This is a genomic window from Lysinibacillus sp. TE18511 (assembly GCF_054062295.1).
Genome location: NZ_JBSSFD010000006.1, coordinates 84,563 through 99,493 on the forward strand (window position 1 = coordinate 84,563; position 14,931 = coordinate 99,493).

The 14,931-nt window shown below is 38.1% G+C and carries 18 protein-coding genes; 16 read left to right on the forward strand and 2 right to left on the reverse strand.

Annotated features, from left to right (window positions below; all coding sequences use genetic code 11):
* The first annotated feature begins 3 nt into the window (after window positions 1-3).
* The 7 genes from ACVWXS_RS06635 (at window position 4) to ACVWXS_RS06665 (ending at window position 6,696) form a co-directional block, all read left to right on the forward strand.
* Window positions 4-645 carry a FadR/GntR family transcriptional regulator gene (locus tag ACVWXS_RS06635; protein ID WP_068983975.1) on the forward strand — a complete coding sequence of 214 codons (642 nt, stop codon included), beginning with the start codon at window positions 4-6 and terminating at the stop codon, window positions 643-645.
* Window positions 646-666: 21 nt separating this feature from the next.
* Window positions 667-1,515 (forward strand): acetyl-CoA carboxylase, carboxyltransferase subunit beta, encoded by an 849-nt coding sequence (gene accD, locus ACVWXS_RS06640; protein ID WP_068983974.1) that lies wholly within the window; start codon window positions 667-669, stop codon window positions 1,513-1,515.
* Window positions 1,508-2,464, forward strand: a complete 957-nt coding sequence (locus ACVWXS_RS06645; protein WP_068983973.1) for an acetyl-CoA carboxylase carboxyltransferase subunit alpha — start codon at window positions 1,508-1,510, stop codon at window positions 2,462-2,464. The genes accD and ACVWXS_RS06645 overlap by 8 nt, the downstream gene beginning before the upstream one ends.
* A 348-nt stretch (window positions 2,465-2,812) precedes the next feature.
* On the forward strand, window positions 2,813-2,998 hold the full coding sequence (locus tag ACVWXS_RS06650) for a hypothetical protein (protein WP_456957085.1): 186 nt from the start codon (window positions 2,813-2,815) through the stop codon (window positions 2,996-2,998).
* A 216-nt stretch (window positions 2,999-3,214) separates the two neighbouring features.
* Window positions 3,215-4,174 carry a 6-phosphofructokinase gene (pfkA, locus tag ACVWXS_RS06655; RefSeq protein WP_368635626.1) on the forward strand — a complete coding sequence of 320 codons (960 nt, stop codon included), beginning with the start codon at window positions 3,215-3,217 and terminating at the stop codon, window positions 4,172-4,174.
* Between the two features lie 27 nt (window positions 4,175-4,201).
* Window positions 4,202-5,962, forward strand: coding sequence for a pyruvate kinase (gene pyk / locus ACVWXS_RS06660; protein ID WP_368635627.1), 1,761 nt, complete (start codon window positions 4,202-4,204; stop codon window positions 5,960-5,962).
* Window positions 5,963-6,306: 344 nt separating this feature from the next.
* Entirely contained in the window at window positions 6,307-6,696 is a 390-nt protein-coding gene (locus ACVWXS_RS06665; protein WP_374965638.1) for an FxsA family protein, read from the forward strand.
* Here the strand turns inward: ACVWXS_RS06665 and ACVWXS_RS06670 are convergent.
* Window positions 6,680-7,645, reverse strand: a complete 966-nt coding sequence (locus tag ACVWXS_RS06670) for an AI-2E family transporter (protein WP_456957088.1) — start codon at window positions 7,643-7,645, stop codon at window positions 6,680-6,682. The two genes, ACVWXS_RS06665 and ACVWXS_RS06670, sit on opposite strands and share 17 nt — an antisense overlap.
* Before the next feature lie 253 nt (window positions 7,646-7,898).
* On the opposite strand from ACVWXS_RS06670, the gene citZ reads away from it, so the two are divergent.
* The 8 genes from citZ (at window position 7,899) to ACVWXS_RS06710 (ending at window position 14,067) form a co-directional block, all read left to right on the forward strand.
* Window positions 7,899-9,014, forward strand: a complete 1,116-nt coding sequence (gene citZ / locus ACVWXS_RS06675; protein WP_374965640.1) for a citrate synthase — start codon at window positions 7,899-7,901, stop codon at window positions 9,012-9,014.
* 80 nt (window positions 9,015-9,094) lie between these two features.
* Window positions 9,095-10,357, forward strand: coding sequence for an NADP-dependent isocitrate dehydrogenase (icd, locus tag ACVWXS_RS06680; protein WP_374965641.1), 1,263 nt, complete (start codon window positions 9,095-9,097; stop codon window positions 10,355-10,357).
* Between the two features lie 318 nt (window positions 10,358-10,675).
* Window positions 10,676-11,614 (forward strand): malate dehydrogenase, encoded by a 939-nt coding sequence (gene mdh, locus ACVWXS_RS06685; RefSeq protein WP_374965642.1) that lies wholly within the window; start codon window positions 10,676-10,678, stop codon window positions 11,612-11,614.
* Window positions 11,615-12,067: 453 nt separating this feature from the next.
* Window positions 12,068-12,433 carry a DUF3796 domain-containing protein gene (locus tag ACVWXS_RS06690; RefSeq protein ID WP_402984225.1) on the forward strand — a complete coding sequence of 122 codons (366 nt, stop codon included), beginning with the start codon at window positions 12,068-12,070 and terminating at the stop codon, window positions 12,431-12,433.
* A gap of 2 nt (window positions 12,434-12,435) precedes the next feature.
* Entirely contained in the window at window positions 12,436-12,645 is a 210-nt protein-coding gene (locus ACVWXS_RS06695; RefSeq protein ID WP_223555763.1) for a helix-turn-helix transcriptional regulator, read from the forward strand.
* A 14-nt stretch (window positions 12,646-12,659) separates the two neighbouring features.
* Window positions 12,660-12,815 (forward strand): hypothetical protein, encoded by a 156-nt coding sequence (locus ACVWXS_RS06700; RefSeq protein ID WP_456957091.1) that lies wholly within the window; start codon window positions 12,660-12,662, stop codon window positions 12,813-12,815.
* 411 nt (window positions 12,816-13,226) lie between these two features.
* On the forward strand, window positions 13,227-13,442 hold the full coding sequence (locus ACVWXS_RS06705; RefSeq protein WP_374963715.1) for a hypothetical protein: 216 nt from the start codon (window positions 13,227-13,229) through the stop codon (window positions 13,440-13,442).
* Between the two features lie 40 nt (window positions 13,443-13,482).
* Entirely contained in the window at window positions 13,483-14,067 is a 585-nt protein-coding gene (locus ACVWXS_RS06710; protein WP_036125929.1) for a hypothetical protein, read from the forward strand.
* A 117-nt stretch (window positions 14,068-14,184) separates the two neighbouring features.
* Here ACVWXS_RS06710 and ACVWXS_RS06715 read toward each other — a convergent pair whose 3' ends face one another.
* On the reverse strand, window positions 14,185-14,328 hold the full coding sequence (locus ACVWXS_RS06715) for a hypothetical protein (protein WP_374967662.1): 144 nt from the start codon (window positions 14,326-14,328) through the stop codon (window positions 14,185-14,187).
* A 277-nt stretch (window positions 14,329-14,605) separates the two neighbouring features.
* Between ACVWXS_RS06715 and ACVWXS_RS06720 the strand changes: the two genes are divergently transcribed.
* Window positions 14,606-14,908 carry a hypothetical protein gene (locus ACVWXS_RS06720; protein WP_456957094.1) on the forward strand — a complete coding sequence of 101 codons (303 nt, stop codon included), beginning with the start codon at window positions 14,606-14,608 and terminating at the stop codon, window positions 14,906-14,908.
* Window positions 14,909-14,931 lie beyond the last annotated feature (23 nt).

A 14,931-nucleotide genomic window follows, 5' to 3' on the forward strand; every position in this document is an offset into this window, starting at 1 on the left:
CGTATGGATAAAAAAACTGAACAAAAGAAAGTGTTTTTAGAAATCGTCCAACAATTACGTCAACTTATTAAAATGGAAAAAATTCAGGCTGGTGAAAAATTACCTTCCGAACGAGTCCTTTCTGAGCGTTTAGGCGTCGGACGATCCTCTGTGAGAGAGGCGTTGCGTAGCTTAGAGTTATTAGGTCTTATTGAAACGAGACATGGTGGAGGTACTTTTCTAGCTTCAACACATAAACATCAGCTTGTAGAAATACTGTCGATGTTTATATTAGAAGATGAAAAATCGAAAAAGGATGTCGAATTAACGCGACAAATTCATGAAAAGGAAGCAATTCGCGTAATAAGTTGTACAGAGACTCTGCAAACACTACCTGTGTGGGACAGTTTTTTTGTAAAGCTAGAGATAGAAGGAACGATTAATTGTCTGGATGTTTTACGAGAAATATTAATCACGTCAGGAAATCGTCTTTCATTGAAAATCTGGTTTCAATTAGCAGCTTATGATGGCGACCGTTTAAATCGAAACTCAACTGAAGATGAAAAGTTACAAATTCAAACAATGTTGAAATCGATGCAGCTTGGCTATGAAAGAGAAGCATTAAAGGCCTACGAGCAGTGGATGAAGAATGTACAAAGTATTTAGACAACAAAGGGGGAGTCGAACATGGCGATACGCAGCTTATTTAGCAAAAAGAAAGAAGACGGACAAGAGAAGGGATTTCCTGAAGGACTTATGACAAAATGTCCAGAATGCCGTCATATTCAATTAACGAAGGAATTAGAAAAAAATCATAAAGTATGTACAAAATGCAGCCATCATTTCAAAATGACTGCACAGGAGCGTGTAACATATTTCTTAGATGAAGGTTCATTTGTGTCAATGGATGACCATTTACAAACATGTAATCCGCTTAATTTCCCTGCTTATGTTGAAAAAATTTCAGCTGATCAACAAAAAACGGGATTAAACGAAGCTGTTCTGACAGGATTAGGTACACTTGATGGAGAAGAAATTGTAGTAGCAATTATGGATTCTCATTTCCGCATGGGTTCTATGGGCTCGGTTGTCGGAGAAAAAATCACGCGTGCTGTTGAAAAAGCTACTGAATTACGTGTTCCGTTTATTATCTTTACTGCAAGTGGTGGAGCGCGCATGCAAGAAGGCGTACTATCTTTAATGCAAATGGCAAAAACGAGTGTGGCATTAAAACGTCATAGCAATGAAGGACTATTGTTTATTTCAATACTAACGCATCCTACAACAGGTGGTGTTTCTGCAAGCTTCGCCTCTGTTGGAGATATTAATATTGCAGAACCACAAGCATTGATTGGCTTTGCTGGCCGTCGTGTAATTGAAGAAACAGTGAGAGAGAAATTACCGAATGATTTCCAAACGGCGGAATTTTTACTAGAGCATGGTCAACTTGATGCAATCTTCCATCGAAAAGATTTACGAGACCAAGTAGCAGTGCTTGTTAAAATGCATACGAAAGGCGGCGTGCAACATGTCTAAAAATTTAGCTTTTGAAGAACCAGTAGTACAATTACGTGAAAAGATCGATGAGTTAAAAAAAATTGCTACCGAAGCGGAAGTAGATATGACAGGTGAAATCGAAAAGCTTGAAACACGCCTAATACAGTTAGAAGAATCTATTTATGCCAATATGAAGCCATGGGATCGTGTACAGGTTGCAAGACATCCTGAACGCCCAACAACATTACAGTATATAGAAGCTATGTGCGAAAACTTTATAGAGTTACATGGAGACCGTACGTTTGGTGATGATGCGGCTATTCTTGGAGGAATTGCTCTCTTTGAAGGACAGCCAGTAACAATTATTGGACATCAACGCGGAAAATCAACTAAAGAAAACATTCGTCGTAATTTTGGTATGCCACATCCTGAAGGATATCGTAAGGCATTACGCTTAATGAAGCAGGCTGAGAAATTTAAGCGCCCAATTATTTGTTTTATTGATACGAAAGGTGCTTATCCGGGTAAGGCTGCCGAGGAACGCGGTCAAAGTGAAGCAATCGCCAGAAATCTAGTCGAAATGGCGGGTCTAACAGTACCGGTTATAAGCATAGTTATTGGGGAAGGCGGAAGCGGTGGTGCACTTGCATTAGGTGTAGCGAATCGTGTCTTTATGTTAGAAAACTCAACGTATTCGGTTATTTCTCCAGAAGGGGCCGCGTCGATTTTATGGCGTGATGGTAGCTTAGCGAAGCAAGCAGCAGAAGCTATGCGTATAACAGCACCTGACTTAAAAGAGCTTGGCGTTATAGATGGAATTATCCCTGAGATTACAGGTGGTGCACATCGCAATGTAGCGAAGCAAGCACTTTATTTAAAAGAATGTATAAGCGACACGCTAAAAGCATTAAATTCTTTAAATGGCGAACAATTAATAGAAGACCGTTATGAGAAATTTAAAAAGATCGGACAATATACTGAAGCGTAAATTCATACATTTTTTGATTTTTCATCAATAGTGGTCGGTAACAAAAAAGAGAAGGTTTTGCCGCTTAGGTGATTGAAGTAGAAATTGGGCGAATCCTTGAGGATCAGCGGTTACTAATGAGACTTTGGCGTATGTGATGTATAGGAACGAAGGCTAAAAAATATCACCTCTTGTGATAATGCCTTCGAGACCAACATCATGTTGTTGCTGTCGCTACGTTTGCACTACGCTTTCGCACAGACGCCCCCCTGTTGCTACCACTAAAGCACAAGAAAAACGGAAATCAACCCTACGTTTTCATGCTGATCCTGATTTGGGTCTTAGATGGGTCATCACCAAAAGTTGTGGATGACATTTATTAAAACTTATGTCATGCATATAGTTGATTGGAGTGAAGACTGGGCGACTCCTTGGGGATCAGCGTCACAGATGAGACCCTGGAGCGAAGCGAAGCGGCTCATCGGACGCCCCCAGGAAAGCGCCCAGTCGGAACGGAAATCAACACACGTTATGGTGATGAGTCTCTTAGATTGATAAAAAGCCTAATGATGGAAGAATAAAACAGTGCAAAAACAATGCTAGATTTCTTGAAAATATGTTAGATTTCGGCTATTTTTTGCTGAAAAGAGTGTGTGAAAGCGCATTCTTTTTATTTTTTTGTAAAAGTTATGTTTTTGTAGCCTCAGAACACTTACATAGTTTGTTTTTTCGTGTTAATGTGAATAATAATAGTACTGCAGGAGGTCGACAATGAAAAAAATTGCCGTATTAACAAGTGGTGGAGATGCGCCAGGGATGAATGCAGCTGTTCGTGCAGTCGTTCGTAAGGCAGCTTATCATGGAATTGATGTTGTCGGAATTAAGCATGGGTATGAAGGCTTAATAAAAGGTTACATGGAAAATCTCGATTTAGGCTCAGTAGGTGGCATTATTCAACGTGGTGGAACACAGTTATTTTCAGCAAGATGTCCTGAATTTAAAGAAGACGCTGTTCAACAGCGAGGCATTGACAATATGCGTGAAGCTGGGATTGAAGGGCTAGTTGTTATTGGCGGCGATGGTTCTTACCGTGGTGCTATGGATTTAGTGAAAAAAGGTTTTCCTGCTGTTGGCGTTCCAGGAACAATCGATAATGATGTTCCAGGAACCGAATATACTATAGGATTCGATACAGCACTAAATACAGTTGTGGAATCGATTGATAAAATTCGCGATACAGCAACTTCCCATGAAAATTCCTTTATAGTTGAGGTAATGGGGCGAGATGCAGGAGATATTGCATTATGGGCAGGTCTTGCAGCTGGTGCTGAAACAGTTTTAATTCCAGAAGAAGATTATAATTTGGATGACATTGTGGCACGCTTAGATCGTGGTGCCGCGCGTGGGAAAAAGCATAGCATTATTATTGTCGCTGAAGGTGTTATGTCAGGTAGTGATTTGGCAAAACTGTTAAAAGACAAAACAGGAAAAGAGATTCGTGTTTCTGTTCTTGGACATATCCAGCGTGGCGGTTCACCTACTGCACGCGATCGTGTTCTGGCAAGTCAGTTCGGTGCTCATGCAGTTGAGTTATTAATGGAAGGAAAAACTGGAAGAGCGGTAGGTATCCGCAACCATCAAGTTATTGACTATGATATGCCTGAAGCTTTTGAAAAAAATCATGAGTCAGATGTAAGCTTGTATACTTTAATGAAAGAACTATCTATATAATTTGTTATAAAACGGAGTGGGCAGAAAATGAGAAAAACAAAAATCGTATGTACAATTGGTCCGGCAAGTGAGTCACCAGAAACTTTAGAGAAACTAATTGAAGCAGGTATGAATGTTGCCCGCTTAAATTTTTCACATGGTTCTCATGAAGAGCATGAAGGACGTATTAGTTTAATTCGCGAAGTAGCACAGAAATTAGGTAAACCAGTTGGTATTTTACTCGACACAAAAGGTCCAGAAATTCGTACGCATAATATGAAAAACGGGGAATTACATTTAGCTACAGGACAAGTGATTGATATTTCAATGACTGAAGTTGAAGGAACAGAAAAATGCTTCTCTGTAACATATGATCGTTTAATCGAGGATGTTGAGCAAAATTCAATTATTTTATTAGATGATGGACTTATTCAATTACGTGTATTAGCAACAGATATGGAAAAAGGCCTTATCCATACAATTGTTGAAAATGCAGGTGTCTTAAAAAATAAAAAGGGTGTTAACGTGCCGGGCGTTTCTGTACAGCTTCCGGGAATTACAGAAAAAGATGCACAGGACATTCTATTCGGTATTAAGCAAGGTGTAGATTTTATTGCAGCTTCATTTGTTCGTCGAGCAAAGGATGTACTAGAGATTCGAGAATTACTTGAACAAAATGGTGGTAGCCATATTCAAATCATCCCGAAAATCGAGAACCAAGAGGGTGTCGATAATATCGATGAAATCATCTTAGTTTCAGATGGATTAATGGTGGCACGTGGTGACCTTGGTGTAGAAATCCCAGCAGAAGAAGTACCACTTGTACAAAAGAAATTAATTTTAAAATGTAACCAAGTAGGTAAACCAGTAATTACAGCTACACAAATGTTAGATTCGATGCAGCGTAATCCACGTCCGACACGAGCAGAGGCAAGTGACGTAGCAAACGCAATTATCGATGGTACAGATGCAATTATGCTGTCTGGTGAAACTGCGGCGGGGCTTTATCCAGTAGAGTCCGTACAAACAATGAATAAAATCGCACAGCGCACAGAAAATTCATTAGATTATAAGGCGATCGTTTCTACACGTAGTCGTGAAAAAGAGGCAAATATGACTGAGGCAATTTCTCAGGCAGTAGCTTACACTTCGATTAACTTAGGTGTAAAAGCAGTATTAGCACCAACAGAAAGTGGTAACACTGCTAAAATGATTGCTAAATATCGCCCAGGTGTACCGATTGTCGCTGTAACAGGCTCTATCAATACAGCTAACGCATTAACACTAGTTTGGGGTGTATACCCAGTTGTTTGTCAACGTGTTACAACAACAGATGAAATTTTAGAGCTAGCTGTTGACGAAAGCTTGAAGCATGGCTTTGTAACGCACGGTGATGCAGTTGTCATTACAGCAGGTGTACCGGTAGGTGAAGCAGGTACTACTAACTTAATGAAGGTACACATTATCGGAGATTTGCTAGCTCGTGGTCAAGGAATCGGTAAAGCTTCAGTTGTAGGTAAAACAGTTGTTGCAAAAAATGCCGCTGAGGCACTAGCATATGATACAGACGGATGCATTTTAGTAACGGTTGGTTCAGATCGTGATATGATGCCAGTGATTGAAAACTGTATTGGTCTGATTACAGAGGAGGGTGGACTTACAAGTCATGCAGCGGTTGTAGGACTAAGCCTTGGTATCCCTGTTATCGTCGGTGTAAAAGAAGCCACTACATTGATTCGCCACGATCAAGAAATTACGATGGATGCTGAAACAGGAGTTATTTACAAAGGGCATGCAAGTGTTCTTTAAACCATAACAAAAAGCTCTAGTACGGATGATTGTACTAGAGCTTTTCTTATGAAAAAAGATATTTTCGTTTGAATCAATTATGCCTCAGCGTAAGTGTGTCCGGATTCGGCTTTGTGCTTACACAAAGAACTCCTTTCCGAACCGTGAGATCCGCCAGAGGTATTGGGCCAATAGATGTTTCTTGCGTGAAAAATAGTTTTTTCCCCTTCATGGAATGGGGATTTTACTATAATGAAAGTATAGCCTAGACGTCTCTTATTAGGGCTCGTTGTTTTTTAAGGGAACTAAATTGGCTATAATAACGTATTAAAGGTATAGCTTTTTTAGATAGAAAGGAGAAAAATATGAGAAAAATTTTTCTTGGTTTCATTGTCTACGTATTGGCCGAATTGGCGTTATTAATAGTGATTGGTCAAAATATTGGTGTTTTAAATACTTTATTACTTATAGTTGCTACGAGTATTATAGGTATTTATGTAGTGAAAAATAAAGGTATGAATTCTGTACAAAAGGTAAAAAATACGATAGCACGTGGAGAGGCTCCGGGTCCAGCTTTAATTGACACAGTGTTAAATTTTAGCGGTGGTGTACTTCTAGCATTACCAGGTTTTTTAACAGATCTTATTGGTTTATTGCTGCTTATGCCTTTTACTCGTAAAATGTTCCAACCAATCTTTTATTATTGGATGCGTAAAAAAATGAAAAAAGGTCAATTCATCATCGTTCAAAAATAGCATTTTCCTTTAGTTTAACCGCCAAAAATAAAAATATAGGGCTAAGTAAAATGCCGTAAAAACCAAATAATAAGATAGAGGCGGCACTGATGAAAAAGGTGTGGAATGTTCGCAATTGCAGTGTATTTGACCAAAGCATGGATTCAGCTAGCTGCCTTGTTAATTGAACAAATAGATATAAAATTAAAATAGCCACACATAAAAAGGTATTCCCCTTTAAGTAAAAATAAAAGCTCATGGGTACTAGAAATACTCCGATGCCGAAGAAAGGAAGTATATCTGCGAAAGCTACTATAAAAGCTTTAATAATGGCTTGTTCAAATTGGAGAATCATAAACCCCGCACAAAGAATGAGCAGTGTGATTGTGAATAGCTGAAACTCCACGAACAAAAAATAATGAAATAGTTGCATAATCTTCGAAAAATGTGACTGCCATTCATTGCGGAATTTTTTTGGCACATATTGAAAGAACCAATAACGGGATTTGCGAGTTTCTAATAGGGCAAAGTAGTAAGCGATAAGGAATATAAATACTTCAATGACATGCTTCATAAATAATTGAAAGATATTAGCCATATACACTAAGATTGAATCGAAAATAGACAATGATTTTTCCTTTAAAACTTGGATGAACATTGATTCATATTCATTGAAAAGTGGGAAATTTTGTAGTGTTTCTCGGATTTCAGGGAAGATCAGAATAATGCTGTTTATAGATATGATAGCGAGAAGAAAAATGCAAGTTAGTATGAGTGCTTCTACGATGATTGCTGCAAGCCAATAGGCAAGCCTACAATAAGAGTGAAGAAATTTTATGATAGGATACGTAGAAAAAGATAAGAAAATTGCAAGAGATACAGGCAATACGAACCATAATATTACCAAATAAAAAATAAATAACAACACACTAGTAGTTCTTTCGTATGAAAAATATTTAATATTCCTCATTTTTACAATTTCACCCCGTTTCAAATGATGAATTAATGTTAAAAAATACAAAATAATCTCTTTGGAACGTTTAAATAATCGATAAAACACCTTTTTCTTTATTCGGAGGATTTTCATTCACAAAGATGTCAAAAATGATTATAATAGCAATGTAAGCGATTTACTTAATGGTTCATATGAGCAAAAAACGTAAATGTGACCTACAAAAAGCATTTACACACCCAAAAATATAACTATGAGGGAGCGATATTTTATGTCAGCAACTAAAGGTTTAGAAGGTATCGTAGCAGCGGAATCTAAAATCAGTTCAATTATCGATGACACACTTACATATGTTGGTTACAACATTGATGATTTAGCAGTGAACGCGTCATTTGAAGAGGTAATTTATTTATTATGGCATACTCGTTTACCAAAAGCGGACGAGCTAGCTGAATTAAAACAACAATTAGCAGACAACATGACTATTCCGCAAGCAATTGTAGACCAATTCAAAACTTACCCACTTTCAACTGTACATCCAATGGCTGCACTACGTACTGCAGTATCTTTACTTGGTGTATTCGATGAAGAGGCAGATGTTATGGATACGGAAGCTAACTACCGTAAAGCTATCCGTTTACAAGCTAAAATTGCTACAGTAGTTACTGCATTTGCACGTGTTCGTAAAGGTTTAGAGCCAGTTGCTCCAAAACCAGAATTAGGTTATGCAGCAAACTTCTTATACATGCTTAAAGGTGAAGAACCAGCGGCAATTGAAGTTGAAGCATTCGACAAAGCGTTAGTATTACATGCTGACCATGAATTAAATGCATCAACATTCACAGCACGTGTATGTGTAGCTACATTATCAGATGTTTATTCTGGTGTAACTTCAGCTATCGGCGCATTAAAAGGACCACTTCATGGTGGTGCAAATGAGCAAGTTATGAAAATGTTAACTGAAATCGGCTCACTTGAAAACGTTGAATCTTATATTCAAAATAAATTAGATAACAAAGAAAAAATCATGGGCTTCGGTCACCGCGTATACCGCAAAGGCGACCCACGTGCACCACACTTACGTGTAATGTCACAAAAATTAACTGAGCTTACTGGTAAACCAGAGCTTTATGAAATGTCAGTTAAAATCCATGACATGATCGTAGAACAAAAGAAATTACCTGCAAACGTAGACTTCTTCTCTGCGTCAGTGTATGATTCTTTAGGTATTGATCATGACCTATTCACACCAATTTTCGCAGTATCACGTACTTCTGGTTGGGTAGCTCATATTCTAGAGCAATATGCTAACAACCGCCTAATCCGTCCACGTGCAGAGTATGTTGGACCAGGCATGCAAAAATATGTTCCAATCAGCGAGCGCTAATTTGGAAACTATGCTAGAATATTTGGGACTGTGTTACTTATAACACAGTCCTATGATTATGAATTTAGGAGGCAACATCAATGTCAAACAAAATTGTAGTTGAAAATGGCGTACTTAATGTACCAAACAATCCAGTAATTCCTTTCATCGAAGGTGATGGAATTGGTCCAGATATTTGGGCTGCAGCATCTCGCGTTATCGACGCAGCAGTAGAAAAAGCATACAACGCTGAAAAGAAAATCGAATGGTTAGAAGTTTTAGCTGGTGAAAAAGCATTCAACCAAACTGGTGAATGGTTACCACAAGAAACTTTAGACAAAATTAACGAATACTTAATCGCAATCAAAGGTCCTCTTACTACTCCAATCGGTGGTGGTATCCGTTCTCTAAACGTAGCATTACGTCAACAGTTAGACCTATATGTATGCTTACGTCCAGTACGTCACTTTGATGGAGTACCTTCTCCAGTTAAACGTCCAGAAGACGTTGAAATGGTTATCTTCCGCGAAAACACAGAAGACATCTACGCTGGTATTGAATTCGAATCTGGCTCTGAACAAGCACAAAAAATCATCAACTTCCTACAATCTGAATTTGGTGTTAACCAAATCCGCTTCCCAGAAACTTCTGGTATCGGTGTAAAACCTGTATCTAAAGAAGGTACTGAGCGTTTAGTACGTTCTGCGATCGAATACGCTATTAAACATAAACGCCCATCTGTTACTTTAGTACACAAAGGTAACATCATGAAATTCACTGAAGGTGGATTCAAAAAATGGGGTTATGAATTAGCTGAAAAAGAATTTGCTGATCAAACATTCACTTGGAACCAATATGATGCTATTAAAGCTGAACAAGGTGAAGAAGCAGCAAACAAAGCACAGTCTGACGCTTTAGCAGCTGGTAAAATCTTAGTTAAAGATTCTATCGCTGATATCTTCTTACAACAAATCTTAACTCGTCCAACTGAGTTCGATGTAGTAGCTACAATGAACTTAAACGGTGACTATATCTCTGACGCATTAGCTGCTCAAGTTGGTGGTATCGGTATCGCTCCAGGCGCAAACATTAACTATGTAACTGGACACGCGATCTTCGAAGCTACTCATGGTACAGCTCCAAAATATGCTGGTTTAGATAAAGTAAACCCATCTTCAGTATTACTTTCAGGTGTATTAATGCTTGAACACTTAGGATGGCAAGAAGCAGCTGACATGATTACTAAATCTGTAGAGAAAACAATTTCTTCTAAAGTTGTAACTTATGACTTTGCTCGTTTAATGGACGGCGCTACAGAAGTAAAATGTTCAGAATTCGCGAATGAATTAATCAAAAACCTATAATTTTCTATTCTAAAATAGAAAATTATAGTTAAAGCGGAAGTATATTCTGCCGATATAATTAGGGTGAAATGTAAATTTCTATTGACCTTAGCTTAATAATATATTTACGATGAACTTGTTTAATCGAGGGAGGAGAATTTATTCTCCTCCCTCTTTTAATTTCTTTCAGCGGGTGTTTAAACACCCGCTGAAAGAAGCCTCCGGCGGATGTCACAGAATCGGAAAGGAGTTCTTTGTGCTTGCACAAAGCCGATTCCTGACGCAATTATGCCGAGGCATAATTGATTAAATAACCTAATTTTAAAGGAGCGTATTCGAATGTCTCTGAAACGTAAAAAAATCTCAGTAATTGGTAGCGGTTTTACCGGCGCTACTGCAGCATTTTTAGCAGCTCAAAAAGAACTTGGTGATGTAGTATTGGTGGATATCCCTCAAGCTGAAAACCCAGCAAAAGGTAAAGCTTTAGATATGTGGGAAGCTGCACCGGTGCAGGGTTATGATTCTTATGTTAAAGGTACTTCTAATTATGCGGATACGGCTGATTCTGATGTAGTAATCATCACTGCTGGCGTTGCTCGTAAACCGGGTATGAGCCGTGATGATCTTGTTCAAATTAACCAAGATGTGATGAAAACTGTTTCCAAGGAAGTTGCGAAATACTCACCAAATGCAACAATCCTCGTACTTACGAACCCAGTAGATGCAATGACTTACACTGTATACAAAGAGACTGGTTTCCCTAAAAATCGTGTAATAGGTCAATCAGGTGTACTTGATACGGCTCGTTTCTGTGCGTTTGTTGCTGAAGAGCTTAATATTTCAGTAAAAGACATCACAGGTTTTGTTTTAGGTGGTCACGGTGATACAATGGTGCCACTTACTCGTTACTCATTCGCTGGTGGTATTCCATTAGAAACATTAATCCCAGCTGATCGTCTTGCAGAGATTGTTGATCGTACACGTAACGGTGGTGCTGAAATCGTTAACCTCCTTGGTAATGGTTCTGCATACTATGCTCCTTCAGCGGCACTTATTGAAATGGCGGAAGCTATCATTAAAGACCAAAAACGTATACTTCCATCTATTGCATACTTAGAAGGTGAATATGGCTACAATGATTTATATCTAGGTGTTCCAACATTGCTTGGTGCAAATGGTGTAGAAAAAATCTTTGAGCTTGAATTAACTGACACTGAAAAAGCAGCTTTAGATAAATCGGCAGAAGCAGTTCGCAATGTTATGGAAATTTTAGCTTAATAAAAGCTTATGAAATCGAGTGGGATTCATTCCTACTCGATTTTTTTGAGTATTGAGATTGAAAAGAGATGTTCTTACAAATTACGGGATACCAGAAAATAGAAAGAGGGTCATATCTGGATTGTTTTAGGGAGCTTCGCATATCGCCTAACTCATACGAGTGTAAGATCAAGTACATAAGTCAAAGGTGCTTTTCTTATTGAGCTAACGGGGCAGGATAGTTGAAGAATGCTGTTTAACTTGTGTGGATATTGCGACACAAAATAGCCACTTGTGCGGAAAAAAGCACCAATTAGCACGCTTATTAAGGCCAATCATTGCAACAAGATTATCACTAATGATTTTTTATTTAAGACAGTCCGCTGGGGCTGTCTTTTCATTTACAATTATTTGTAAATGTGATATATTTATCACATAGAGAGATAAATATATCACTTAGGAGGGGGATAACTAATGAAACAAACATTGACTAACAAGAGTTGGCTCATCGGGCTGTTAGGATTTTTGGGGTTTTCAGGGACTAACGGGTCCCCTGCTATGTATTTATTTTTTGCCTTTTTTGGAGGGTTTCAATATTACTGGTGGCATAAATTAGGCGCAGGGGAAGATGAACGTTTAATCGAAAATCGTAATATTGCGGGGACAATGGCTTTTCGCATTGCTTTCTGTTTTGGATTTCTAAGCAGCTTGGTATTAAGTTTTCTTTCTCACGATTATGCGTTTTTATATCGAGCTGAATTGATCATTTTAGCTCTGACCTTTGCTTTGGGAACGAATTTGTGGGCGTATTTGACTTACAAATATGATACGGGTGAATAATTATGACAGCTTTTACAACTCAGATAAAAAAATATCGTCTTTTAAAAGATTTTACCCAAGAAGAACTTGCGCAGCGTGTGGGTGTTCGTAGAGAAACGATTATGCGTTTGGAGAACGCAAAATATAATCCCTCTTTGGAATTAGCCGTTCGAATCGCAAGAGAATTGGACGCTTCAATTGACGACTTGTTCCATTTTGACTTTGAAAAATAATGGAGATGAAAAGAGTGAACAGGACAACATTCAGATTATTGATTGGTTTGATTTGGATCATCGGTGCAATCGTATGTTTAGTTAAATCTAATTTTTTTACGGCTGCTTTATGCTTGTTAGTTGGTGTAGTATTTGTCGTCGCAGCTAACAGAAAAACAAATACGAAATAAGAGGAAAATTATGACAGATGAACTATTCTCAATCAAAGATTTAGCGGTTTGGTGAAACCGGTAAACCCATCATAAGGAATTTGAATATGGAATAATTTTAGTTATTCCATTAACGGGCGCGATTAAAATCGCTGTTCTTCTTAAACTCCCATGAAAGAACTTAATCATCTTTCATTTTCTGTGGTGAAGTGATATTTTTTCACTTCATGGGTGGCTAACGGGGTGCTTTACTTGAAAAAAATTGAGTTGCATATGCAGCTCTTTTTTTCTTTATTGAACTAACGGTGCAGTTTAGTTGAATAAGGAATCATAGTTTTTGGTAAAATAATGGTATTATATTTAAGTATAGTGGGATGGCTAAAGTGCATTAATAGAACTGTACGGATACAAGGTATATTGTGGAGGGGAAAAATGAAATTCTTTAGAAAAATGTCTAAACTTGAGAAAAGTAATTGGAATAAAGGAGCCCCCTTGGTCTGCCGGAGAATTTTCGGGGAAGAAAATTCAGCAGACAACCCTGCAAGGCTAAGTGGCGAAGCCACCCAGTCGCTACGCTCCTTTAAGCCTTTCGGGTTCGTAGATACACTAACGTTAGGCGAAACTCTCGAAGGACATTATAAAAAATGAAGTGAAGTTCTAAAACCTTAAATATTATGGAGGGACAGAAATGAATAATTTAGAACAAATAATTTATGACAAAGTTAAGAAACGGATTGATGGTTGGTGTGATGATATTATCAAAGATATTTATGTATTGTCGTTTTATATTGATTGTGAATTAGACGATATGAGAAAGCCTAGGCTTACTTTGGGGTACAATACAAACTCTAATTTGACGTTTAATATTTCACAAGCCACTGATGAATGTGAAGCGAAGTGGAATTATGCTTTTTGGCTACAAAACGAAGAAATCGTGATTGGAGAGAACAACGAGGGTACTAACAAAGAAGAACTACAATTAAGGGATCAATGGGTCGGAGAATCACAATGGTTTTATACGGATACAGATGAGGAAGAGGATTTTGATCGAACTTTAGAATTAGGAGAAAGAATAGTAGAAGATTTCTATGAAATAATTAAAAATGTTGTTAAACGATTACACAATGAAGGTGTGATTATTGGAAAATTCAATAAAGCCTTACCATTAATTATTCATGAACTAGAGTATTATGAAAGATTTATAGAAATTAACCAGGATATCAATCCAGAAGACTGTATAAGGGAATTTGTAATGTGGATAGATTCAATGTAGGAGTAATTGAAACGGACGAGAGCATCGCCTAACATCATATCTACACCGCGTCGCTACGCTCCTTGGTCTGCCCAAGGCATTTCGAAGAAGTGGAATCAGGCAGACAACCCTGCAAGGCTAAGTGGCGAAGCCACCCAGTCGTGGGTGATAGAAATCCCCACCTGTTACCTTAAAACTTTTACGATACGGTTTGCCTTTATCTAAGAATGCCTGAACCTGGCTTTCTCCTTTTGAAATATCCAGACCAACGACTGGATTCATTCTTAATCTCCTCCTAGAATCATATTTGCCAGTTACCCCTAATCCTCCATGCAGTGTCTTAGCTTCGCTTGTTATACGAGATCTAAGTCCCAACCAGCCTCAATCATGTTTCTGCAAGTAGGGGGCGAACGGTTTAGTTGACGGGATCATGCCCCACGAGCAGATACGTTCTACCCTGGCTACTGCTATAATAAAACTATATAAAAAATGGTCAACCAGAAATATCTGGCTGACCTTATAATACGAACGAGGCAGGATAGTTGAAGTGGGGTGTATGATGAGATCGCATGATGAGTCAACTTACAACGATGAGTTCAAGGAAAATGCCTTAGAAATCATTTTTCTTTTTGAAGTAAGTATTGAGTTCATTGGTTTCCCTCAGTCAGAGCTGCAACGATTAAATGATTTTTATGAGATAAAATGCACTCAAAAGGAAGAAGAAGTAAAAAAGCGGATTATGAATATTCACTATGATTTTTTTGGAGGTGCTAATTTCAAGGATAGAGACGATCCCCAAAATAAACAATTATCCAACTATCTGTTAAAGGAACTTAGTGAGATAAAAAACACGTTACGCTAACGGAGAACGATAGCTCGATACTG